Origin of the sequence: Psychrobacter sp. FDAARGOS_221, assembly GCF_002313155.2 — a bacterium.
GTDB lineage: Bacteria > Pseudomonadota > Gammaproteobacteria > Pseudomonadales > Moraxellaceae > Psychrobacter.
In genome coordinates this window covers 782,889-806,532 of record NZ_NWFK02000001.1, presented here as the reverse complement: position 1 = coordinate 806,532, position 23,644 = coordinate 782,889, and the positions used below count along the sequence as shown (strand labels likewise).

The 23,644-nt window shown below is 41.7% G+C and carries 17 protein-coding genes; 7 read left to right on the top strand and 10 right to left on the bottom strand.

What is annotated here, in order from left to right; genetic code table 11:
* Window positions 1–49: 49 nt before the first annotated feature.
* On the bottom strand, window positions 50–1,183 hold the full coding sequence (gene pyrC, locus A6J60_RS03370; protein ID WP_096064734.1) for a dihydroorotase: 1,134 nt from the start codon (window positions 1,181–1,183) through the stop codon (window positions 50–52).
* A gap of 383 nt (window positions 1,184–1,566) precedes the next feature.
* Here pyrC and A6J60_RS03365 point away from each other — a divergent pair, with 383 nt between their 5' ends.
* The gene (locus tag A6J60_RS03365; RefSeq protein WP_096064733.1) at window positions 1,567–2,802 is read left to right on the top strand and encodes an argininosuccinate synthase; all 1,236 of its coding nucleotides are present in this window, start codon (window positions 1,567–1,569) and stop codon (window positions 2,800–2,802) included.
* Between the two features lie 174 nt (window positions 2,803–2,976).
* Here the strand turns inward: A6J60_RS03365 and accC are convergent, their stop codons facing one another.
* The 3 genes from accC to A6J60_RS03350 all read right to left on the bottom strand — a co-directional run bounded on the left by accC (window position 2,977) and on the right by A6J60_RS03350 (window position 6,502).
* Window positions 2,977–4,329 (bottom strand): acetyl-CoA carboxylase biotin carboxylase subunit, encoded by a 1,353-nt coding sequence (accC, locus tag A6J60_RS03360; RefSeq protein ID WP_096064732.1) that lies wholly within the window; start codon window positions 4,327–4,329, stop codon window positions 2,977–2,979.
* 15 nt (window positions 4,330–4,344) lie between these two features.
* Window positions 4,345–4,764 (bottom strand): acetyl-CoA carboxylase biotin carboxyl carrier protein, encoded by a 420-nt coding sequence (accB, locus tag A6J60_RS03355; protein WP_096064731.1) that lies wholly within the window; start codon window positions 4,762–4,764, stop codon window positions 4,345–4,347.
* Between the two features lie 367 nt (window positions 4,765–5,131).
* The gene (locus A6J60_RS03350; protein WP_096064730.1) at window positions 5,132–6,502 is read right to left on the bottom strand and encodes an MATE family efflux transporter; all 1,371 of its coding nucleotides are present in this window, start codon (window positions 6,500–6,502) and stop codon (window positions 5,132–5,134) included.
* A gap of 508 nt (window positions 6,503–7,010) precedes the next feature.
* On the opposite strand from A6J60_RS03350, the gene hemW reads away from it, so the two are divergent.
* The 4 genes from hemW to A6J60_RS03330 all read left to right on the top strand — a co-directional run bounded on the left by hemW (window position 7,011) and on the right by A6J60_RS03330 (window position 12,317).
* Window positions 7,011–8,267: a radical SAM family heme chaperone HemW gene (hemW, locus tag A6J60_RS03345; protein ID WP_096066448.1), complete on the top strand. Its 1,257-nt coding sequence runs from the start codon at window positions 7,011–7,013 to the stop codon at window positions 8,265–8,267.
* A 249-nt stretch (window positions 8,268–8,516) separates the two neighbouring features.
* Entirely contained in the window at window positions 8,517–10,106 is a 1,590-nt protein-coding gene (glpK, locus tag A6J60_RS03340; protein WP_096064729.1) for a glycerol kinase GlpK, read from the top strand.
* A 99-nt stretch (window positions 10,107–10,205) separates the two neighbouring features.
* Window positions 10,206–11,231 (top strand): endonuclease/exonuclease/phosphatase family protein, encoded by a 1,026-nt coding sequence (locus A6J60_RS03335; RefSeq protein ID WP_096064728.1) that lies wholly within the window; start codon window positions 10,206–10,208, stop codon window positions 11,229–11,231.
* A 396-nt stretch (window positions 11,232–11,627) separates the two neighbouring features.
* The gene (locus A6J60_RS03330) at window positions 11,628–12,317 is read left to right on the top strand and encodes a TetR/AcrR family transcriptional regulator (protein WP_096064727.1); all 690 of its coding nucleotides are present in this window, start codon (window positions 11,628–11,630) and stop codon (window positions 12,315–12,317) included.
* Between the two features lie 123 nt (window positions 12,318–12,440).
* On the opposite strand, the gene A6J60_RS03325 is transcribed toward A6J60_RS03330, so the two are convergent.
* Entirely contained in the window at window positions 12,441–14,360 is a 1,920-nt protein-coding gene (locus A6J60_RS03325) for a TonB-dependent receptor domain-containing protein (RefSeq protein WP_096064726.1), read from the bottom strand.
* 312 nt (window positions 14,361–14,672) lie between these two features.
* On the opposite strand from A6J60_RS03325, the gene A6J60_RS03320 reads away from it, so the two are divergent.
* Window positions 14,673–16,424 carry a mechanosensitive ion channel family protein gene (locus A6J60_RS03320; protein WP_096064725.1) on the top strand — a complete coding sequence of 584 codons (1,752 nt, stop codon included), beginning with the start codon at window positions 14,673–14,675 and terminating at the stop codon, window positions 16,422–16,424.
* A 143-nt stretch (window positions 16,425–16,567) separates the two neighbouring features.
* Here the strand turns inward: A6J60_RS03320 and A6J60_RS03315 are convergent, their stop codons facing one another.
* The 4 genes from A6J60_RS03315 to A6J60_RS03300 all read right to left on the bottom strand — a co-directional run bounded on the left by A6J60_RS03315 (window position 16,568) and on the right by A6J60_RS03300 (window position 20,122).
* A complete protein-coding gene (locus tag A6J60_RS03315) occupies window positions 16,568–17,299 on the bottom strand; it encodes a Smr/MutS family protein (RefSeq protein WP_096064724.1) in 732 nt (243 codons plus the stop codon).
* 91 nt (window positions 17,300–17,390) lie between these two features.
* On the bottom strand, window positions 17,391–18,254 hold the full coding sequence (gene trpC / locus A6J60_RS03310) for an indole-3-glycerol phosphate synthase TrpC (protein WP_096064723.1): 864 nt from the start codon (window positions 18,252–18,254) through the stop codon (window positions 17,391–17,393).
* 90 nt (window positions 18,255–18,344) lie between these two features.
* Window positions 18,345–19,460: an anthranilate phosphoribosyltransferase gene (gene trpD / locus A6J60_RS03305; RefSeq protein WP_096064722.1), complete on the bottom strand. Its 1,116-nt coding sequence runs from the start codon at window positions 19,458–19,460 to the stop codon at window positions 18,345–18,347.
* 86 nt (window positions 19,461–19,546) lie between these two features.
* Window positions 19,547–20,122: an anthranilate synthase component II gene (locus A6J60_RS03300; protein WP_096064721.1), complete on the bottom strand. Its 576-nt coding sequence runs from the start codon at window positions 20,120–20,122 to the stop codon at window positions 19,547–19,549.
* Window positions 20,123–20,974: 852 nt separating this feature from the next.
* Here A6J60_RS03300 and glnA point away from each other — a divergent pair.
* Window positions 20,975–22,384 (top strand): type I glutamate--ammonia ligase, encoded by a 1,410-nt coding sequence (gene glnA, locus A6J60_RS03295; protein ID WP_096064720.1) that lies wholly within the window; start codon window positions 20,975–20,977, stop codon window positions 22,382–22,384.
* A 188-nt stretch (window positions 22,385–22,572) separates the two neighbouring features.
* Here the strand turns inward: glnA and A6J60_RS03290 are convergent, their stop codons facing one another.
* Window positions 22,573–23,319 carry an SIMPL domain-containing protein gene (locus tag A6J60_RS03290; protein ID WP_227526043.1) on the bottom strand — a complete coding sequence of 249 codons (747 nt, stop codon included), beginning with the start codon at window positions 23,317–23,319 and terminating at the stop codon, window positions 22,573–22,575.
* Window positions 23,320–23,644: the final 325 nt, after the last annotated feature.

The following is a 23,644-nucleotide window of genomic DNA, read 5'->3' as shown; positions in this document are numbered from 1 at the left end:
TAATAATTAACAGCTGTTTTTGGTTTACTGGTCGTATACAGGTTAAGGGTTAATCTTGCTTTAATGACCAAGGTAGAGTTTCACCAGCCATTAACGGCGTCAGGCTTTGCTGCTGCATGTAAGGGTAGCTTGCTGGAACCTGCATAGGGGTATTCACTAAGGTAACCGTTTCTTTGTTAACCGGTAGGCCGTAAAACTTAGCGCCAAACTGACTGGCGAAGCCTTCTAGTCGATCTATTTTGCCAACACTATCAAATGCAGTGGCATATAAAGGAAGGGCAATAGACGCTGAATAACAACCGGCGCAGCCACAAGCATTCTCTTTAGCATGAGTGGCGTGAGGCGCAGAGTCGGTACCTAAGAAAAACTTAGGATTACCACTGGTTGCGACATCGAGTAATACTTCTTGATGCTGACGACGCTTTAAAATTGGTAAGCAGTAAAAATGTGGTTTAACACCGCCAACCAACAGATGGTTACGGTTAAATAGCAAATGCTGAGGGGTAATGGTCGCTGCAACACGCTCGCTTTGTGATAACACAAAGTCAGCTGCATCACCGGTAGTAATGTGCTCAACCACGATTTTTAGTTCAGGGAACTGATTGACCATATGGGTCAAAGTGGTGTCGATAAACTGCTTTTCACGATCAAAAATATCCACATGCGATTCAGTGACTTCGCCATGAATTAATAACGGTAAGCCGTACTTTTGCATGGCATCAAACACATCTGTGCGCGCAGCCAAATTGGTCACACCGTCAGATGAGTTGGTTGTGGCACCTGCTGGATAAAGTTTCACCGCTTGCACGATACCTGACTCGGCCGCCAATTTAATGTCTTCAGCGCTGGTAGTATCCGTTAAATACAAAGTCATGCGTGGGTTAAATGAGGCTTTATACTCCTCTTTGATGTTGGCTCGCTGCAACTCGTCTAAGATACGGCCGCGATAAGCGATGGCATCATCAACATTGACCACAGGTGGTACTAAGTTTGGCATACATATCACACGATTGAAGTGCTCAGCAGCATGGGCAACAGTGGTTGGCAGTGCCTCAGCATCACGTAAGTGAATATGCCAGTCATCAGGACGGGTTAGGGTAATTTCACGCTGTGCTGCGCTATTATTGTCTAGGCTAGTGTCTGTATTGTCGTTATTAGTATGGTTCAAAGTTGTTTCGGTCATAGTCGGTAGCCATCTCAAATGTAAAGTTGGGTTGTCTGTGGCTATAATGATAACAGGTTTTGGCAATAAATTCGGCAGTGACTGCTATCCTTATATCACTGTCAGCATTAATTAAAGATATTGACCTATAGCCAAGATTAAAACTGAGTTTAAAATTAAAATAATCAGTGTGTAGGCTGTTTAAACCACAGTGAACTATCGATTTGAAACACGGTTGCACTAGGGCAGGGTAGGTTATGCGTCTTTTTTTGCGCTATCAAATAGTGTAAACTGAAAGGTTGAATATTTAGTGACATCAGTTGTTTGCAGCACCCGTGATACTTTCACTCGTGATACTTGCCAATACCCATTAATCCTCTCACTTACTCCTAAAAGGATGCATTATGTCAATAGAGAATAAAGACAATATTAATAAAATCGTTCTGGCATACTCAGGCGGACTAGACACCTCTATTATCGCTAAGTGGCTTCAAGACACCTATGATGCCGAAGTCATCACATTCACTGCAGACATCGGTCAAGGTGAAGAAGTTGAGCCAGCGCGTGCTAAAGCTGAAGCGATGGGCATCAAACACATTCATATTGAAGACTTGCGTGCTGAATTTGCGCGTGATTATGTGTTCCCTATGTTCCGTGCCAATGCGATTTATGAAGGTGAATATTTACTAGGTACCTCTATTGCACGTCCTTTAATTGCTAAGCGTTTGGTTGAAATTGCTAAAGAGCACAACGCTGATGCCATTAGCCATGGTGCTACGGGTAAAGGTAACGATCAGGTTCGTTTTGAGCTTGGTGCGATTGCATTGGCGCCAGAAGTTAAAACGATTGCGCCTTGGCGTGAGTGGGATTTATCAAGCCGTGAAAGCTTGATGGCCTATGCTGAAGAGCATAACATTCCAATTGATTTTGCTGCTAACAAGAAAAAATCACCGTACTCGATGGATGCCAATTTACTACACATCTCTTATGAAGGTGACATCCTAGAAGATCCATACACTGAAGCAGAAGAAGATATGTGGCGCTGGACAGTGAGCCCAGAGCAAGCACCAGACACACCTGAGTACATCGAGCTTGAGTATGAAAAAGGTGATATCGTTGCTATCGATGGTGAGAAACTTGAGCCATACCAAGTGATGATTAAGCTAAATGAATTGGGCGGCAAGCATGGTATCGGCCGTCTAGATATCGTTGAAAACCGTTATGTTGGCATGAAGTCACGTGGCTGCTACGAGACACCAGCTGGTACCATTATGATTAAAGCACACCGTGCGATGGAATCATTAACATTAGACCGTGAAGCGGCGCATCTAAAAGATGAATTGATGCCACGTTATGCAAAAATCATCTATAACGGCTACTGGTTCAGCCCAGAGCGTCAAATGCTACAAGCATTAATCGACAAGTCTCAAGAGCATGTAACCGGTACGGTACGTGTGAAACTATACAAAGGCAGTGTCAGCGTTGTTGGCCGTAAGTCACCTTATTCATTGTTTGATGAGAAGATTGCTACTTTTGAAGATGACGCCGGCGCTTATGATCAAAAAGACGCTGAAGGCTTTATCCGTCTAAACGGCTTACGTTTAGCGATTGAGGCTAGCAAAGGTCGTGATTTATCTTAATCATTTGATTTAGTGGTTTGTAATAACAGTCACTTGTTTAATAAGCCATCTAATATAAAGCCTTGTAATAAAAAAGCAGATATCAATGGATATCTGCTTTTTTGTATGTGTTATTTACTAATTATTAATTTTAGTAGTTTCCACTATTTAGTGTTGGCTGCTGTGATTGCTAGTCTAGCTATCGGTATCTGGCGCCAATAGACGCTGCTCTAAATAATGAATATTCTGAGCCTGAGAGGTAAAGGCAGGATCCTGCAAGATGACATCTCTATGCAATGGGATATTGGTTTTAACCCCATCGATAATCAGCTCATCTAGCGCATGTAGTGTTTTGGCTATGGCTTGTTCACGGGTTTGACCATGACAGATCAACTTACCAATCAAAGAGTCATAGTACGACGGAATGGTATAACCTGGGTACAGATGAGAATCGAAACGCACGCCTGAGCCGCTAGGGGTGAAGTACTGAGTCACTTTGCCAGGAGAAGGCGCGAAGGTCTTAGGATCTTCAGCATTGATACGACATTCAATGGCATGACCGTGAACACTGATTTCATTTTGGCGATAAGATAGGCCATATCCGGCAGCAATTTTAAGCTGCTCAACAACCACGTCAATACCGGTAATCATCTCAGTGATAGGGTGCTCAACCTGTACACGGGTATTCATTTCAATGAAATAAAAGTTACCATCTTCGAATAAGAATTCAAAGGTACCTGCACCGCGATAACCAATGTGTTCACTGGCTTTCACACAAGCCTGTAAAATAGGCTCGCGAATGTCATCAGGAATGTCTGGAGCAGGGGCTTCTTCAAACACCTTCTGATGGCGACGCTGCAAGGAGCAATCTCTATCGTATAAGTGAATGGCATTACCATTGCCATCGCCTAATATTTGAACCTCAATGTGGCGCGGATTTTGTAGATAACGCTCCATATAAACGCTGTCATCACCAAACCAAAGCTCAGCTTCTTGCTTTGCGGCTTGAACTTGTTCGTTCAGATGTTCAAAGCGTTCAACAATGCGCATACCACGACCGCCCCCACCAGCTGCTGCCTTAATTAACAATGGAAAGCCAATGTTTTTGGCTTGCTCTTCAGCATTGTTCAAGGTCACTGTACCAACAGATCCTGGCACAGTAGGGACGCCAGCTTGCTTCATGGCATTAATCGCAGATACCTTGTTACCCATTAAGCGGATATGGTCTGGATGTGGACCGATAAAGGTGATGCCCGCATCTTCAATGGTTTCAGCAAATTCTGCATTTTCTGCTAAAAAGCCATAACCAGGGTGAATGGCATCACTGCCAGTGATTTCAGCAGCAGTGATGATGGCGGAAATATTCAAATAACTTTGATTGGCATTGGGTTTCCCAATACATACCGCTTCGTCAACAAAACGCAGGTGCATCAGGTCTTCGTCAGCAGTCGAGTAGACACCAACGGTTTTGATGCCCAGCTGTTTACAGGCACGCACAATACGAAGAGCAATTTCGCCACGATTGGCAATCAGCAGTTTTTTTATCATCAAGGTGCCTATATCTTAGCTTTTGTAACGAATGACGGGTTGACCAAATTGAACCACGTCACCATTTTCAACCAAAATAGCATCAACAATGCCGCTTTGAGTCGCTTCAAGTGGGTTCATGATTTTCATGGCCTCAATGATACCGAGTGTGTCTCCAGCCTGTACTTTCTGGCCTGGAGTAACAAATGGTGGATCACTTGGGCTAGGAGCGGCATAGAAGACCCCAACCATAGGTGAGGTTTCTAAACTGCCAGGATTGACTGCTTCAGCAGGTGTTTCTGGCATAAATGCAGGTCCAGCTGCCATCATTGAGGGGATTGGGGTGTTATAGTGTCTGGTTAAACTGACACTGTCCTCTCCATTTTTAATCTCAAGATTTACAAGGTCTTTTTCTTCCATCAGCTCAATGAGCGTACGAATTTTTTTTATGTCCATACGGTTGCCTACCGGTTATTCTATAATTAATAACTTATATTGTAACAAATTTTTTCACATTTGATGAGCTTCAATTGATGTAATTAGGTTTCAGTTGGCTAATTTTAGCCCAATATCAGCATGGATATTATGGCACATTATTAAACTTAGTGTACAACTGTTTCCTAAGATGTTGTTATTATACGCTTAAATGTTGAGATAAAGCGTAACCACTCACCCTGTAAATGTGATAAAAATAAATCAATAAAAGTTTGAAAAATCAGATATTTTTCTAAATTTTAGCTATAAAGTGCTAAATAATAGGCTGATTAACCCTTTGTATCAAGTTTAGACAATTGTTTATGAACAATTCCAAACAGCTTTTTATTTAAACTGATTTAAAATTTAGCACTTGGCGTTGACGATAAATCAATCTTAAACTGAGTAAAACAGATGATAAAGTTAACCCAGTAACCAGGGCAATCCAAAAGCCTTTTGCGCCTGTATCGGTAAATCGCACCAGATAAGTCCCTAACGGCAGCGCCACTAGCCAGTAACAAAATAGGGTAATCCACATCGGTACCTTGGTGTCTTGCATGCCGCGTAAAATACCAGCAATGTTAACCTGCCAGCTATCAACCAATTGATAAGCAATGGCAAATAGTAATAAGAACATGGCTTGCGCTTTTACTGCAGGGTTGTCAGTGAACGCATTAGCTAGATCTTCTCTAAATAACCAAACGCCCAGCATACTGCATAAGGCAATCAGTACTGCCCAGATAAGGCCGGTGCTTTGAACCTGACGCAGCGCAATCCAGTTTTGCTCACCAAAGCGGTTGGATACCATAATGGTCAGTCCCATCGCAACGGACATAGGAATCATAAACAGCTGTGAAGTCACCGCCAATGCCACTTGATGCGAGGCGACTGCAATGGCTCCCAATGGGCTGATAACAATAGAAGCCAAGCTAAATAAACTGGCTTCGAAAAAGATAGAAATACCAATGGGCACACCTAATTTAAACAGTTTGGTAATTTGTTGCTTATCAGGCGCACCAAAATTATGGAAAAATCGAGTGACAACAAAGGCTTTGTTTTTGGAAAAATATAAATAAGTGCCCAATAAAATAACGTTAATCCAAAGCACACAAGCCGTTGCCAGACCACAGCCAGCGCCGCCGAGTGCAGGCATGCCATATAAACCATGAATGAAAATATAGTTAATCGGAATATTAATCAGTAAGCCAATAATACTAATGACGGTCACCGGCTCAGGGCGGCTAAGCGCTTCACAATAGCTGCGAAGTACTGCGTAACAGGCAATAGCAGGGAAGCCTAACGCCACAAAGCGAAGATATAAAGAGGCTTTGGGTTGAATGTCTGCAGGCACACCCATGGCGCCTAAAATATTAGGCGTTAAAGACACCACAATGAGCCCGATAATACCAATTAAAAGCGCGGCCCATAAAGATTGCTGAGTAATGTGCGGTACATCTTCGGGCCTTTTTTGTCCCATCTTCTCACCGATAAGCGGCGTAGTGGCAATCAAGGTGCCAGTGGCTAATAAGAATAATGGTAGCCACACACCAGAGCCAATCGATACAGCAGCTAAGTCTAACGCAGATACGGCTCCGGCCATGATGGCATCGACAACACCTAATGCCGCTTGGCAAAACTGAGTAATTAAAATAGGAAAAACGAGTGTGCCTAGGCGCAAACTGTATTGTTTAAAGTCTTGAAATGATAAATTAGGCAACATATGCAAACTTCTATCTCAGAGATAAGACAAAAATGAAACAACCTGCCAATATGGCAGGTTTGAATAAGTGTAAAATGAGGGTCGTTACAATAACTGGTTTGATTAAATATTTCGTTAAATATTAAGCTCGTTCATGAGCGGTTTTTAGCACCCAAAGCGCTTATTTTAACGCTAAATGTTTTAAACCTAAAACCATTAGTGTCTATAATGCGCAATTAGTTTGGTTTTTAGTAGCAGATTGGGCTAGTAAGTAAGGTAGCACTGGGTCAAAAGGCAAGAACTATACCACTATCTGCCAGTAAGTATAAGGTCTTTGAGCATAAGACTTTAAGTATAAGAGCTTATCGCTAAGCTATTATTATAGCCTTTGTTATCAAAAGCCACTTTAATTATCAAAAATATGAGCGTTTAAAAATTACCGTTTAAAAAAATCACTGTTTAAGAAATTACCGTTTAAAAAGTTACTTCATCATAAATATAAGTCATCGAATCTATGTTGCAAAACCCTATGCCTTCACATCAGACAATTGAGCATCCTACTTTTTCACAGCAAGCGGTGGCTGATATTCCGCTCGCCTTGTATATCCATATACCTTGGTGTGTCAAAAAATGCCCGTACTGCGATTTTAACTCGCATACCTTGCCGGTCAATGAACAAAAGCCAAATTCAACACAGCAGCAGTCGCCTGAATTTTTTGCAGAATACGTGACTGCATTAATAGCAGATATAGACTCACAGTTGCCATATATCCAAGGGCGTGAAATCAGCTCCATATTTATTGGCGGTGGTACACCTTCATTATTACCGATTGACCAATATCAGCGATTGTTTGCGCATCTTAATAAAGTGTTGCCACTGGCTGCAGATATCGAAGTAACTATGGAAGCTAATCCAGGAACGTTAGAACATGCGCCGTTCGCTGAGTATTTAGCGGTCGGTATTAATCGTTTGTCGATTGGCGTGCAAAGCTTTTCAGATAGCAAGCTTCAAGCATTGGGCCGCATTCACAATGCCAACCAAGCACAGCAGGCGATTAAAGCGGCGAAACAAGCGGGTTTTGAGCGTATCAATGTCGATCTGATGCATGGACTACCGCAGCAAAGTGTCACTGAGGCGCTAGAGGACATTCGATTGGCACATGCCGCAGGCGCAACTCATATCTCATGGTATCAGCTGACTATCGAGCCCAACACTGTGTTTTATCGCAATACGCCTGTATTACCAGACGATGATAACTTGGCGCAAATTGAGGAGCAGGGCAGTGCTCTATTATCTCAATTAGGCTATCGTAATTATGAGGTTTCGGCCTGGGTAAGCGCTAACGATACCGGTAGCCGTCATAATATTAACTATTGGCAGTTTGGTGATTATTTGGCGATTGGGGCAGGAGCACATGGCAAAATCACCATAGCAGATGTGAGTGATAGCAATGAGACGGATGCATTAGAGCAGGGCATATACCGTTTTAGTAAAAGCCGTTTGCCAAAAGATTATATGAGCTATAAGCACTATCCCAAAATGGTTGGATTGGTACCGATTGCAACCGATGAAATCTGCGGTGAGTTTATGCTTAATGTGTTAAGGCTAACCCAAGGGGTTGATTTGAGTGTGTATGCTGCAAGAACAGGGCTGCAAGTGGCGCCAATTTTGCCAATTATAAACCAGTTACAGCAGCAAGGGCTTTTAGAAAATCAAGCTGATTGGATTCAGCCGACTGCTTTAGGACGTCGCTATTTAAATCAAGTATTACACGCATTTTTATAGCTGCTTTTATGCCCATTAACATCAGCGACAGTCAGCTATCAGCGCTTATTGATAACTAGATTTGAAATATTAAGTGTTATTTGAAACCTTAAGCGCTATTGAGTTATTGTTGTCTTACTGAGTTATTCTTATAGCACTCACTATTTGCTGTCACACTAATTTATTACCTACTAATAATTTTCGTAATAAAATACTAAGTACTAAAGTATATTAATAATGAATCAATAAATCGTTTTTAGAGAGGGCATTATGGCCGGTTATATTTTAGCGTTAGATCAAGGAACGACATCAAGTCGAGCCATCATCTATGATGACAGGGCCAGGCCCATTCAGGTCTCTCAGCAAGAGACAACTTTGATAACGCCCAAGGCAGGGTATGTTGAGCAAGATGCGATGCAGATTTGGCACACTCAAATCAGCTGTGCCCATGATGCCATTAACCAAGCCGGCTTATTGGCAACAGATATTTCAAGCTTAGCTATTACCAATCAGCGCGAAACCATCGTATTTTGGGATAAGCGTACCGGCAAACCTTTGGCACCTGCGATTATTTGGCAAGACAGACGTTCAGACAGTTGGTGCCAGCAGCTGCAAAAGCAACAATTAAAAGATTCAGATGTCACTATGCAGCAACACGTGCAGCAAGTGACAGGGCTGCGTTTAGACCCTTACTTTAGTGCCAGTAAAATAGTTTGGATGTTAGACAACCATCCAAATTTAAAAGACCGAGCCCAACGTGGTGAGGTCGCGGTTGGCACCATAGACAGTTGGTTGATGTTTAAGCTGACTGGCGGTGAGCATGTGATTGATATCAGTAATGCCTCTCGCACCTTAATGTACGATATCAATAAGCTGCAATGGTCAGATGAGCTGTTGAGTAAGTTTGATGTCAGTAAGCAAATGCTGCCTAAGGTGATTGCTTCCGATGGTGACTTTGGCAAAACTAAAAAAGGGCTGTTTGCCAAGCAAATTCCAATTCAAGCGGTGTTAGGTGATCAGCAAGCGGCTTTATTTGGACAAGGCTGTGTGTCAGAAGGCATGGCAAAAAATACCTATGGCACTGGCTGCTTTATGCTGATGAACATCGGTCATGAGGTGCAGTTAAGTCAGCATCAGTTATTGACCACAGTCGGCTGGCAGCGCCGATTAAAACACCAGCAGTTCATTGGCAATCAAATTGAACACCCTTCTTTATCAAAACTGGTCAAGTCTGGTCAAAGAATACTAAACCCAGCTCGGCGAGAAGTGACCTATGCGCTTGAAGGCAGTGTGTTTATGGCAGGAGCCATCGTGCAGTGGTTACGCGATAACTTAGGTTTGTTTTATAAGTCCCAAGACGTTGAGCGTTTAGCCAATGAAGTAGAGAGCAGTGAAGAAGTGGTTTTAGTCCCTGCCTTTACCGGACTCGGTGCCCCTTATTGGCGCTCAGATATTACTGCCAGTATTTTCGGTATGACCCGTGGTAGTAGCAAAGCACATATTGCACGCGCAGCTTTAGAATCAATTGCCTTCCAAACTTACGATGTATTAACCGCCATGCAAAAAGACAGCCCCAGTCCACTTACAGAGCTTAGGGTAGATGGCGGCGCTTCGAATAATAATTTATTGATGCAGTTTCAGGCAGATATGCTTGGCGTTCCTGTACTCAGACCCAAAGATACCGAGATTACCGCTAAAGGAGTCGCGCTGCTGGCAGGTATCAATGCTGGGCTATATGATGAAACCACCATTGATGATTCATGGCATTTAGACCGATGCTTTGAGCCACAGATGTCAGCAGATGAGCGGGAGCAGCATTTACATAAGTGGCATCAGGCCATTAGTAAGACACTGCAATAAATCAGCTAGTCTGTATAAGAACGATATCAGGACGCTGAGTTAAGCACAGTCGATCAGACAAGTAAAACCATATATAAGCATAACCATAAAGAGAAGAAAATGAGCCAAAGACATCATTCCAATCAAGACAAAGAGTTTAAGATAGCAACCAGCAACCTGCTAAATTTTGCGCTACCACACCGCACCTTTTACGACAATATGGACGCTTATACTGACGATCAGTATCAGCGTAAATTAAATGGACTATCTGAGCTACTGCGCAATGCAGGATCGGATATCTACGCATTGCAAGAAGTGTGGGATGAGCAGGCATTACAAGATTTGGCAGTAAAACTAGGTTTTGAGCGCTCTCAAGTACTGGCGCCTATGGCCAGTAATGACCCTTCAAGCCAGCTAACGCAAGGTAAAGGTGCTCAAGGGACACCGGCTTTGGGTATTATTTCAAAGTTTGAAGTGATTGAGTGGCAGCAGCTGACTGATTTTGATCCACTGGCAGTAGTCGATGTGCCTGATCAAGGGTTATATCGCGCATTTAATCGCCCGCCTTTATCGGTCACTTTGGATGTCTACGGGCAGCCTATCACCGTGGTAACCGCCCATCTTAAAAGCAAGCGACCTCACTACTTACGTGATGAGCAAGGCAACCGTTTAGAAGACTATGACGACCCAAGAGTGCGGGTGCGCGCTAAGCTTAGAAGCTTATGCATGCGAGCGGCAGAAGCGGCGGCGTTACGAATCTTTATGATAGACATATTGCGCAATACTAACCATCCGTTAATCTTATTGGGTGATATGAATGATGTGACGGACAGTGTGACCACTCAGCTGCTGGCAGAAACTAGCGAGGTTATCTATGACAAGACCATGCGCGATGTGGCGCTATTTGATGCAGCGCGTATTCAGACCAGTTATGGTTGGATGCGAGATGTGGCCTACACCCACTTGTATCAGGGTATGCCAGAGGTTATTGACCAGCTGTTCGTCTCTGAAGAGTTCTTGGTCGATGGTAAGTTTTCGCTTGGTGAAGTGAAGCAGGTCGATTACTTTAACGACCATCTAAAAAAAGAATATGACAATCGCTTCTCCGATCATGGCATTGTCAGGGCTAAAATTGAACTAAGTTAAGTATATTGTGATATATTGATTAGAATTAGTATATAGTTGGCATAAGTATTATTATAAATATCTCTTATACTATATGACTTTATATGGTTTAATGTGGTACGATTTTCTAGAGGCATTATAATTTTAAGATGGCACAAAAGCTTAATAAAAGCTAGTCCAATTTAGCATTTATAATAGACCTTTAAGTATAACTTTATTTTTGATTTTAGGCAGGAATACTGTCATATTAATAATATACATTATTGTTATTTACAATTAATAAGCACTATGAGTGAGTAGAGAGCTCTACCAGTAACGCCAATATATTATGATGAGCTGCTATTCATTTTATAGAGCAGGTTGATTAGTGATAACTTAATTGACTGTATTATGTATTAACTGAAAGAGATCAGTAAAATGCCACATAAGAAAGATGACTTGATTCAAGATATTTTAGTTGATTCAGAGCTTGCTAAAATACTCGTACCTAATAAATTTAAGCATACCAGTAAGCAAGGTCGAGTACGTCGGCAAAAATTGTTGATGAGTGCTCAAAAACTTAGTGAGTTTCGTGATATTGGCGATATTAGCTTGGCAGATGTCTGTGAAGATGCAGGTATTCCTCGTGCATCTGCGTATCATTTTTTCCCAAATGTAGAGTCCATTTTCTTAGCTCTTCGATTTTTAAACTTTATCGAAACGCTGCATATTTTAGAGAAAATTTCAGTGTCCGATTTTAATCAGTGGGACGGTTATATTGAAAAAATCATACGTGAATCAGCGGTTACTTTTAATAAAGACTTGACCAAAAACAAGCTGATGTATGGCTGTAATACACCAGATTTTGATAGCGTTGATTATGAACAGAAAGTTGATGTGAGTATGGTCAACATGATCACTGACAGGTTGACCTCTCATTATGATGCCTCAAATTACCCAGAGTTACATTCAAAGGTGTTTATCGCTTATAGTCTGGCGCATAGTGTGTTTTCATTATCATATCGTCAACATGGTGTCATTACCTCTGAGATGATTGATGAGGCAGTCACAGCCTGTATTAGCTACTTGCGCACTTATCTGCCACAAAAGCTGCCTAAAAATAAATAAGGGCTATCGGTTAGGCAGGTTAGTAATAATATTGGATTTTGAAAGGTAAAACTAAAAATATAGAAATAAAAAAGCCACTCGATTGAGTGGCTTTTTTATTGATACGCAATAACTGTTAGCCAATTACTTCCAAGTATAGGTTAAAGAAGTAAAGAAGTTGGTGCCATCGTCTGTGCTATAGCCAGGCGAGGTTACGTATTTTTTATTAAATACGTTATTTAAGCGCGCTGACAGTGATAGATTGGGTGACAATTGATAGTTACCGCTGATATTAAAGAGACCATAGTTGTCTGCTTTATCATTATTTGTACCATCATAATAATAGTGCCCAACATACTCATATTCTGCACGTAGATCTAAATCAGCAAGTTGATAGCCAGCGTAGATTAAACCTTTATGCTTGGGTCGATTTGGTAAATAATTACCTTTATCCTGCTTGTCGCCATCATCTTTGGCTTCTTGGTAATCATAGCTTAGACCAAATAAGTAGTCATCTATATTCCAATCCGTGGTAAAAGTGACACCCTCAATCTTGGCTTTAGTATAGTTTTTGCGTTGATAGTTTTCATCACCTGCAATCATATCATCTAACTTGTTGATGTAGCCTGTCAGCCGTGTGGTTTGGTTGACTGTAGTATAGTCTACAAAAGCTTCGTAGTTATCACTGGTTTCAGGCTTTAAGTTTGGATCTCCACCCCATGCATACAAGTCGCCGAATGTCGGTACGCGGTAGCCTTTGGCATAGTTTGCACCGATACGAAAATCAGGAGTAAAGCGATACGCAGCACCTAAGTTATAAGTCGTCTTATCATCAAAGTCTGAGTAGTCATCATATCGCACATTGGCCTGTGCATCGATGTTGTCATATGAAACAAGATAGCCTAAAAAACCACTGGTAACCTTACGATCATCAGTTTGGTATTGGTTTGAGTCTAGTTTTTGTTTTAAATGTTCAGCACCATAAATGGCTGTACCTACGGGTAAAGCATGTTGACCAACTAAGCTGATTTGATCTTGCTTAGTATTGTAATAACTAGAGTAAGTTGGGTTGTCAGACTTATCGATAGAGTGACCATAGGCTAGTTTTAGGTTTGAACCAGGCATATAGCGCCAGTTAGCATAGGCTTGAGCAGCCCCATTTTTTTGCTTAGCTAAGGTGTTATCTTTACCGTTGGTTAAGCCATTATCAAATTCAGTCTCTGAATCACTATACAAACCACTGATACCAACATTGATGTCATCGTTGATTTTTTGATCTAAGCGTAAGCTATAGTTGTTACTTTCAAAACCATCGTCGTCTGGGTTGTAGATGCCCCAAGGATGATCAATGAAAGTGGCATTATAGCCTTTGGTTTCATTACGGTTCGCTGACAAGCTTAGACGAGTACCACTGTCGCTATTAAATTGAGCTGACGCTCCATATTGATAATGATCATGACTACCAGCACCGGCAGTGACAGAAAACTGACTGTGGTCACCATTATAACCTTTGGTAAATACTTGAATCACACCGCCCATGGCATCTGCGCCATAGATACTAGTGCCTGATGCACCATATAATATTTCAATACGATCAATCTGGTCAGAAGAGATAAGGTTTAAAGCAGGCTCACCGGTAGATAATGACCTGAAAGGTACACCGTCAATTAGTACTAAAATTTGCTTATTATCATAGCCACGCACATAAAAGTTGCTAGATGTTCCCATGCCACCAGTTTGCTTGAAGTTAAAACCTGGCTGACGTTTGATAACATCTAATGCGGTTTGACCCTGAAAATGTTTTAAGTCTTCACTTTTAATCACACGCGTTTGAGCGATGGTATTGTTAATCGCAGTCGGGCTTCGGGTAGCAGTGATGGTGGTTGTCGGTAATGTAATATGTGGACTATTAGCGTCAAGATTTATAGCATCACCGTTAGCAGCTAGGGCAGGGGCGCAAGCTAAAGAGGCGATAAATGCCGTACTTGTGGCTAAACTAAGCTGGCGATAGTTATGGTTGACTAAAAACAAGCTTTTGTACAAAGGGCTAAAACAGGTGTTCATATACTTACCTAAAAATAATAAAATTAACAATCAAGACATACTAGAGTATTATCACTTATTAATGTTAAAAAATAAAAAAATTAGAGCGATATTTGCTCATGCTTTCATTAGTTACATTCAACATTACCCTAATACTGTGATGCTAAAGTTTAGATTGATATCTTAAAATAGAGCTAATGGCGCTTATAAATACAACCTCAGCAACAAAATCATGCTTTTTGCGCACACGAAAACTTTTACTGCCTTGTTACCTTTCAAACTCATGCTAAAATTAGCAAACCTTTCAACTTGCAACCTTCTAGGCTGTCAAAGATGCTTATTTCAAAACACAACACTAACGCTTCGTCTGTCCCTGAAAGCGGGCAGCAAGTCGCTAAGAAAATACCTGCTCAACAATCTAATCAGGGGCAGCGCGGCCAAACGCAACAAGGGTCACAGCAGGCTAAGTTTTTAGTGCTGATAATGGGGCTATTGTTAGCATTGATGTTATCTGTTAGCGCTCATGCTGAAGATCCAGATGCTGCATCTCAAAAGGTAGTGACAGAAGAGGATGTGGTAGATCCCTTTGGTAGACAGACACCTAGGAGTACGGTGCAAGGCTTTATTAAAGCCTTAGGTGAGAATAATGCATCCTTGGCTGCTAATTACCTTAACCTGACTACAGGAGAAAACCCAATTGAAGTGGTTCGCCAGGTTAAGTTGGCTTTAGATACGGGCGGGCGTTTAAATGCAGAGCTGCAAATTGACAATACTGCAACCGGTAATTTAGCAGATCAGTTACCGCCGATTTTAGAAAAAGTGGGTACCATTACCGCTCAAGATCAAGTCATTGATATCTTGCTAGTGCGTCGGACTTCTGCAGATGGTAATAAATATTGGCAGATCTCGCGTAAGACACTGCAGTCTATTAAAAGCTCCAATATCGCAGCTAAGACCACAATTATTGATAAATACTCATTAAAACCGCTACAAAATAAAACCATAGGTGGTTATGGGGTAGCCGATATCTTTGCGGTATTTATTTTGGCGTTATTTTGTGTCGCCGCGTCATATATCTTTGTGGGCCTACTGTACTTGTTTTTGAAAAACTACTATCCAAAAGTTCGCAAAAAGCCATTACCAGTCGATACTAAGGTTATCTTGCCATTGGCATTGGTGATTACCTCTATAATTTTGTATGAAGTCATGGTCTATGCCGGCGTTTCGGTGACAGTACGTGAGCCCGTTAACCGTATCAAAGATATTGTCGGTTGGTTTGCTTCGACTTGGTTATTGCTACGCATTGTGGATGCCGTTTTCCATCGTGCTGAGCGTCAAAGCTATAAGCGCAATCAGACAGAAAGAGTATCAATCTTAAGCCTACTGCATAAGATTATCAAAACCTTACTACTGATATTGGCGAGTATTTTTATATTCGGTAATTTAGGCTTTGATTTGACCACTGGTATTGCTGCACTGGGTGTGGGTGGTTTGGCATTAGCCCTTGGTGCGCAAAAGATGATCGAAAACTTGGTCGGTAGTGTGGTTGTTGTTGCCGATCAGCCGGTACGCGTTGGTGACTATTGTAAGTTTGGTGATCTAGAAGGGACGGTCATTGACATTGGTATTCGCTCGACTCGTTTACGTACGTTAAATAGAACCATAGTGACCGTACCCAATGGTGACTTTTCATCGATGTCGATTGAGAACTTTGCTTCACGTGATATGTTCCACTTCTTACATAATATCTATATTAAGCGTAATGTTGAAGCAGCAGTACTTGAGAAGTTCTTGGTTGAGATGGAAGAGTTTGTGGTTGATCATGAACTGACCAACTCTGAGTGGACACAGGTGAGAATTGCAGAGCTGCGCCAGGATTCTATGGTGATTGAATTTAGAGCGTATCTATATGCCAGTGGTGCTGATGAGTTTTATGACAAGCAAACGCAGCTGTTAATCGATATTCTAAAACAAATTGAGACCTATCCAGTTGAACATGCTCTTGAAACACAGCGCATGATTATCGAATCTGAGGGTCCAAGTAGCTCAAACTCCGGCAGTAACCCGTTTACGGAATCACCTTAGTCATAAGCTGCTTAACATAAGAAAAAGAGCATAAAAAAAGAACACGATCTTAGATCGTGTTCTTTTTTATTTTTTTTGATAAGCACTTATTTTATAGACAGTTATCTGACTTAAATTATCAAGTTTTCAAAGTGACTCGTTAATTAAGCATCTAGGTTTTTATTCTTTTTTAACAATACCAATACTGCGCCGTTACCGCCATCTTTTGGGGGCGCTGAGCAAAAGCCAAGCACTTCAGGTAATTGACGTAGCCAGCCGTTTACGCAAGTCTTTAATACTGCATCAGAGCCTTTACCATGTACGATTTTTACCACTGATTCGTTGTTGGTTTTGGCCTGAGCAATTAACGTTGTCATCGCTTCACGGGCTTCATCAATAGTGCAGCCATGAATATCTACCGCATCATACCAGCGTAATTTGCCTTGTTTTAGCTGATTAAACACTTTGTTCTGTAGAGTTGGGTTTTTATAAACCAGATAAGCATCACCGCTTACTGGGTTTAATAGTGCCTGCATATCAGACAAGCCAGCCTCTAATGAGTCAGAGTCTTCACCTTGGGCAGCAGCACGTTTAGATAGGGTAGCTGCATCTGGTTTGGTGACTTTAGGCTTAGCAATCTCTGATACGGTGTTGTTGTCTTTGATGGGTTGCACACCAGCCATCGCTTGCATAAACAAGACTTTATCATCATCGATATGTTCACTGTCTAGCTGCTTAACAGTTTTTTCTACTTGTTTTTTGGTTGGTAGGGCTACCGGATCCGTTGGTTTTTCATTCTCAGGATCATTAGGTGAAGTAGGGCGACCTTTGCTCAATTCGCTTTTAAGCTCTTTGAGTTGGTCTTGCATTTCTTTGGAAAACAGAGAGTTTGCCATAATGATTACCTTATTTTAATGTGTATTGAATGGGTTAAATAGTTTGTATTAATAACGAGTTCTGAGTTGTTTGGTTAAGTTATATGGTCAGCTATTTGGTTAAGCTGTTGAGTAAGTTGGCCAACGTCGCACCCGGATTATCGGTCTTCATAAACTGCTCACCAATTAAGAAGCAATCAATGTCATTGTCTAACATCAGTTGCATATCTTCAGTGCTATGAATACCGCTTTCGGTCACCAGCAGTCTTGGCTGGGTGGCAGCTTCAGAAGCATTACTGTCGAGCACTGCTTTTAATTTAATGGAGGTTTGCAGGTCGGTATTAAAGGTGTTGAGATCTCGGTTATTAATACCATAGATGTTGTGCACTGAATCAGGCAATTGCAGCGCGCGCTCAAGCTCTTGCTGAGTATGTACTTCGATCAGTACATCAAGCCCTAAATCACAAGCCACTTGATGCAGCTGCTGTAATGTAGGCTGATCTAAGCAGGCGACAATCAATAAGATACAGTCTGCACCCATCAAGTAAGACTCATAAATCTGATACGGATCAATCATGAAGTCTTTGCGTAAAACCGGCAGCTGGCAAGCGGCTTTGGCCTGCTCAAGATACTGCGAATGACCTTGGAAGTACTGCTCATCGGTTAATACTGACAAACAGGCAGCGCCAGCATCTTGATACTGTTCAGCGGTTAACGCTGGCTGAAAGTTGGGCGAGATAATCCCTTTTGAAGGAGAGGCCTTTTTTACCTCAGCAATAATAGCTGGCTTTGAAACCTGTTGCTTGGCAATTAAGGCATTGGCAAAACCACGTCTCGGTGCTGAGCCAGAAGCCAGTAGTTGTTCGGCTTCAGCCTTAATAGTCGCTATGTCTTTAACCGCTTTGGCCTGTGCAACTTCTTGCTGCTTGGTATTAACAATCTTTTGTAAAATTGAGGGGATGGCATCCTGCGTCATAATTGGCTCGTTAATCAGATAGTTTGGTTATTTCAGTCGTTATTAATTATTAATTTGGTTCATATTTGGGTAAGTAACTTTTACCAACCACTAATTGCGATTAAAGGTTTGGGTAAATTCAGCCAATTGCTGCATTTTTTGTAGCGCATCACCTCTTTGCAGAATGGTTTGTGCCTGATTAACCCCATTCGGCAGATTGCTGGCAAGTCCTGACACATAGATGGCGGCACCCGCATTTAACGCAATCATGTCACGCGCTTTGTTTACTACATTTTGAGGAATGCCAAAGTCATTGCTATCAGCTCCAGATAAGGCTGACTGAATCAATTGTAAGCTTTTTTCTGATGAACTAACTTCTAAGCCAACCAAAGTTTGCGACTCAATACCCGCATCTTCAGGGTAGATATCATAGACGCTCACTTCGCCATCTTTTAGCTCAGCCACTTTGGTGCTAGTCGCCAGACTGATTTCATCAAGGCGATCTTTTGAGCCGACAACCATCACATGCTCAGCGCCAAGATTTTTGAATACGTGGGCAAGCGGTTCACACATATTATCAGTGAATACACCAACCACTAGATTTTTAACACCGGCAGGGTTGGTCAATGGACCTAGGATGTTAAAAATAGTGCGTACTTTTAAAGCACGGCGAACAGGGATGGCATGCTTCATCGCAGTGTGGTGATTGGGGGCAAACAAAAAGCCGATACCCATCTGCTCAATACATTGACGTGCTTGGTCAGGGGTAATACTCAGATCGAGGCCAGCTTGCTCTAATAAGTCTGAGCTACCTGATTTAGAAGAGACGCCTCGGTTACCATGTTTGGCGACTGTGGCACCGGCAGCTGCTGCTACAAATGCAGAAGCGGTTGAGACGTTAAATAAGTTGCTGCCATCACCGCCCGTACCGACAATATCAACCAAGTTTTGACGACCTTTGGGCTCAATGGTATTGGCAAAATCAAGCATCACACTGGCGGATGCGGTAATCTCATCAATAGACTCACTTTTCATATTTAGCCCGGTCAGTAGGGCACCCATCATGGCATCAGGACAGCGACCATCCATAATAATGGTCATGATTTGTCGCATCTCTTGCTGTGTTAAGTCAATACGGCGCAGGATACGCCCTAAAGCAGTGGTCAAGATGTCGTGGATTTGTTCATCACTTAAATCAGATGTTCTTAGAGCAGCGTCATTTGTCATAGTGTTATAAACTTATCGTTGTCGGTTGATGGGTTAGGTCAGTCAATCTAATACTGATTGGCGTTTATTGCAAGTCATCGCACACCTTACACTAGGTTATGTGCTTGCAAAAAGTTATTCAATAATTGTAATCCAGCATCGCTTAAAATCGATTCAGGATGAAATTGCACGCCCTCTATAGGCAAGTGTTTATGACGGATGGCCATAATCTCATCTTGATCCGTCCAGCCACTAATATGAAATGTATCAGGCAAGCTGTGAGGATCGACAATCAATGAGTGGTAGCGGGTAAAATGGGTTGGATTGGGTAAATCCTTAAACACCCCTTGCTGATCGTGATGTACCTGTGAGATGCGGCCGTGCATAATCTGTGCTGCCGATATAACGCGTGCGCCAAATACTTGGGCGATGGCTTGATGACCGAGGCAAATGCCCAGTAATGGTAGCTTGTCGGCAAAGTGCTCGATACAGGCTAGGGTAATACCCGCTTCATCAGGCGTACCCGGTCCTGGGCCCAATACAATCGCCTGTGGCTGTAGTGCAGCAATATCATCTAGCCCAACACTGTCATTGGTGCATACCTTAACCGTTCCGCCAAGCTGCTGCAGATATTGTACGATATTGTAAGTAAAGCTGTCATAGTTATCTAATAATAAGATCATAGCGGGTTGTCACTAATATGTCATTGTCAGTGGGCAATAATTGTCAGCATAAAATCATTGTTTTGTGATATTGATGCTGTTGATTTAGGCCGGTTTTCCGTAATTTAAAAAAAGCGTATGCACTAAAATAGAAAACTTGTTACATACAGTGCACAATAATAGTGCAAATTAGTTAATCTAGCGCCTGATTTTGCCCTATTTTGAACTATACTATATATAGACCATAATGGTTCAACCAAATTGATAGATATCCAGAGGGTTTAACCAACTCGGTCAGCTGCTTATTTCATGCAAAAACTTAGTTTCAGCCATGGTTTTGCAAATGAAGGCTGTCTGTGGTGCAATAATTTAATACAAAACAGTGGCTAAGTCTTTTATTGATTGTTTTAGATTGTTTTTTAAATTAATTTTGACGCTTATTTTTACTTTTGGTCCTTATTTTTTTAAATTGGCACGCCATTTGCAATATCATTTATAACTTGGTTATTAATGTATATTCACTGTACCGTTATTAAATCAATCCGTATCAGATGCCAGTTAGTTAAATGTGAGTTAAATGACAGCCATTGAAGCCAGTATGATTTTAAATTAATACTAGGATTTTAAACCACTGTCACCTATACTGATTTTTGATAAAATATAAATGATGTACCAATTTGTTCAACGCTATACTTCTTATAACGCCATAAGCCATAAAACGAAATACTTTTATATGTGATAACGTTTATAACACCATAGTATTGATAACAATAAAGCGCTAAGCCAAAGTACAGCATATTCATTTTTAAAACCAGTTTCGCTTATACACCCGTCACAAAGTCGTTTTGTGAACAATTAATGGAGAGGCATACAATGTCAAACAAATTATTCGATCTAATCAAAGAGTCTAACGCCAAATGGGTTGACTTTCGTTTTACCGACACCATCGGTAAAGAGCAGCATATCAGTTATCCTGCCTCAACCATTGATGAAGATGTCCTAGAAGACGGCAAAATGTTTGATGGATCATCTGTCGCTGGCTGGAAAGGCATTGAAGCCTCAGACATGATCTTACGCCCAGATCCAGAAACCGCATTTATCGACCCGTTCTTTGATGCAACCACAGTGGTTGTGACTTGTGACATCATTGAGCCAACCACAATGCAAGGCTATGACCGTGACCCACGTTCAATCGCGCGTCGTGCTGAAGAGTATTTAAAATCAACGGGTATCGGTGATACTGCATACTTTGGTCCAGAGCCAGAATTCTTCGTATTTGACGATGTGAAATGGTCAGTTGATATGTCTGGCTCAACCTCAAAAATCACTGCTGAAGAAGCAGCATGGTCAACCAATAATGACTATGAGTGGGGCAACATGGGTCACCGTCCACGCGTAAAAGGCGGCTATTTCCCAGTACCTCCAGTGGACAGCGCACAGGATCTTCGTGCAGTTATGTGTGAGCGCTTAGAAGACATTATGGGTCCAGACCGTGTTGAAGTACATCACCACGAAGTTGCCTCATGTCAGTCAGAAATTGGTGTGTCATTTAACACGATGGTTCGTAAAGCGGACGAAGTACAACAATTTAAATATGTGGTACATAACGTTGCGCATCAGTTTGGTAAAACTGCGACCTTTATGCCAAAACCTATGGTTGGTGATAATGGTTCAGGTATGCACGTGCATATGTCAATCTCTAAAGACGGCGTTAACACCTTTGCGGGTGACGAATACGCAGGTCTATCAGAGTCGGCGTTATACTTCATTGGCGGTATCATCAAGCATGCCCGCGCTTTGAACGCTATTGTAAACCCATCAACCAACAGCTATAAGCGTCTAGTACCTCATTATGAAGCGCCTATCATGTTGGCTTACTCAGCGCGTAACCGCTCGGCTTCTATCCGAATCCCATACGTTACCTCACCAAAAGGTGTGCGTGTTGAAGCCCGCTTCCCTGATCCAACTGCTAACCCATACTTAGCCTTTGCTGCGCTACTAATGGCCGGCCTTGACGGTATCCAGAACAAACTGCACCCAGGTGATGCTGCAGATAAGAACTTATATGACTTACCGCCAGAAGAAGAAGGTTCTATCCCAACCGTTGCTGAGAACTTAGAGGTGGCTCTACAAGCACTTAAAGACGATCACGACTTCTTGTTAAAAGGCGATGTATTCACTAAAGATATGTTAGATGCTTTCATCGAGCTGAAAACAGAAGAAGTACGCCGTCTAAACACCACTGTACATCCTGTTGAATTTGATATGTACTACAGCTGCTAATCAGCTTTTGGTTTAGACCTACTTAGTTTTAAACCGCTAGTGTTAGTTATAACATAGATAAAAAAAAGCCCCGGTATCCATTGATACTGGGGCTTTTTGTTGAATGAGATTTTCTGTTAGAGATGAGTATTTGCTATAGATACTATTTGTTATAAAAAATACTAGCAGGGTTTAAATCAATGCCTGGACTACTGCATCCAAGGAATAAGCTCAATGGTGCCATTAGCAGTAACGCTCAAACGGCTGTTGCCGCCTTCAAAGCTTTGAGCCGGTGGTGCGCTGCTTTTTGTCGCTGCCGAGTCACGCATCATCATCACTGGGCGAGGGTAGTAGCCGCCATTGCTATTAATGGATACATTAACCACTTGGTAACCGCTCATATCCCAAGTTTCTGTCAATGATTTTGCCTGATCTTTAAACTCAAGCGATGCTTTTTTAATCAACTCTTTTTTAACCTGCTTTTGCTTTTCCTCAGAAATACCAAACTGAATGTTTTGCACCACTAAGTTTTGTTGTAGTTGCGCTACCAGTTCACTGGCACTGGCGAAGTCATTACTTTTTAGGTCAATGCTAACCGTTCCAGTCCAACCTGTAATTTTGCCGTTATCATCGTAACGAGGATAGGTATTTTGTGAGCCTGTGGTTGCAATGACTTTCGGATAACGCTTGGCAGTGTTCATTGCCTGATTCATGGCTTTGTTTAACTCAGTTGCCAGTAACTTTGGTGAGCTGGCCTGTGCTTTTTTGTATAAAGTAGCAGTGACCTCATCATTTTGTACTTCTTGAGAGGCGTCAACGCTAAAGCTAATTTGATTATAACCAGTGGGCTCTGCTTGTGCTGTTTGAGAGGTTAATGCCAGCGCTGCCAATGCAGTCATGGTGCCGGTGGTCAAAAGCTTTGTTAACTTAGAGCTTTTTGAGGTTAATGTTTTCATAATGGATTCCTTTGTTAATCAATGATTATTGTTAATCGAGTATTATTATTAATAGGTCTTATGGTTTTATTTAATCAAAATATTTGGATAATTGGAGTCTTGGGTTATTTAAGTATAGCTATTTGAGCATATGGCTATTTCAACATAAGTTGAGTGTAGCAAGCATTAGCTGTCTTGTAAGTTCAGCGCTTGTGAATAATGTTACGCTAACTCGTGACGCCACAGAACTATCAGCGTTAGAGAGTTTTTTATTAGCTTATTGAGGTTAATACAGGCTGTTAAAAAATACTGAGCTACTAGCAGTATGATTAGTTTAAAGTAGCTA

Coding starts and splice junctions, on each gene's coding strand:
- trpC (WP_096064723.1), bottom strand. CDS start 18,254: ATGACGCAGGATGCCATCCCCTCAATTTTACAAAAGATTGTTAATACC.
- accB (WP_096064731.1), bottom strand. CDS start 4,764: ATGGACATAAAAAAAATTCGTACGCTCATTGAGCTGATGGAAGAAAAA.
- A6J60_RS03365 (WP_096064733.1), top strand. CDS start 1,567: ATGTCAATAGAGAATAAAGACAATATTAATAAAATCGTTCTGGCATAC.
- trpD (WP_096064722.1), bottom strand. CDS start 19,460: ATGACAAATGACGCTGCTCTAAGAACATCTGATTTAAGTGATGAACAA.
- accC (WP_096064732.1), bottom strand. CDS start 4,329: ATGATAAAAAAACTGCTGATTGCCAATCGTGGCGAAATTGCTCTTCGT.
- A6J60_RS03320 (WP_096064725.1), top strand. CDS start 14,673: ATGCTTATTTCAAAACACAACACTAACGCTTCGTCTGTCCCTGAAAGC.
- glpK (WP_096064729.1), top strand. CDS start 8,517: ATGGCCGGTTATATTTTAGCGTTAGATCAAGGAACGACATCAAGTCGA.
- glnA (WP_096064720.1), top strand. CDS start 20,975: ATGTCAAACAAATTATTCGATCTAATCAAAGAGTCTAACGCCAAATGG.
- A6J60_RS03300 (WP_096064721.1), bottom strand. CDS start 20,122: ATGATCTTATTATTAGATAACTATGACAGCTTTACTTACAATATCGTA.
- pyrC (WP_096064734.1), bottom strand. CDS start 1,183: ATGACCGAAACAACTTTGAACCATACTAATAACGACAATACAGACACT.
- A6J60_RS03315 (WP_096064724.1), bottom strand. CDS start 17,299: ATGGCAAACTCTCTGTTTTCCAAAGAAATGCAAGACCAACTCAAAGAG.
- A6J60_RS03350 (WP_096064730.1), bottom strand. CDS start 6,502: ATGTTGCCTAATTTATCATTTCAAGACTTTAAACAATACAGTTTGCGC.
- A6J60_RS03325 (WP_096064726.1), bottom strand. CDS start 14,360: ATGAACACCTGTTTTAGCCCTTTGTACAAAAGCTTGTTTTTAGTCAAC.
- A6J60_RS03290 (WP_227526043.1), bottom strand. CDS start 23,319: ATGAAAACATTAACCTCAAAAAGCTCTAAGTTAACAAAGCTTTTGACC.
- A6J60_RS03335 (WP_096064728.1), top strand. CDS start 10,206: ATGAGCCAAAGACATCATTCCAATCAAGACAAAGAGTTTAAGATAGCA.
- A6J60_RS03330 (WP_096064727.1), top strand. CDS start 11,628: ATGCCACATAAGAAAGATGACTTGATTCAAGATATTTTAGTTGATTCA.
- hemW (WP_096066448.1), top strand. CDS start 7,011: ATGCCTTCACATCAGACAATTGAGCATCCTACTTTTTCACAGCAAGCG.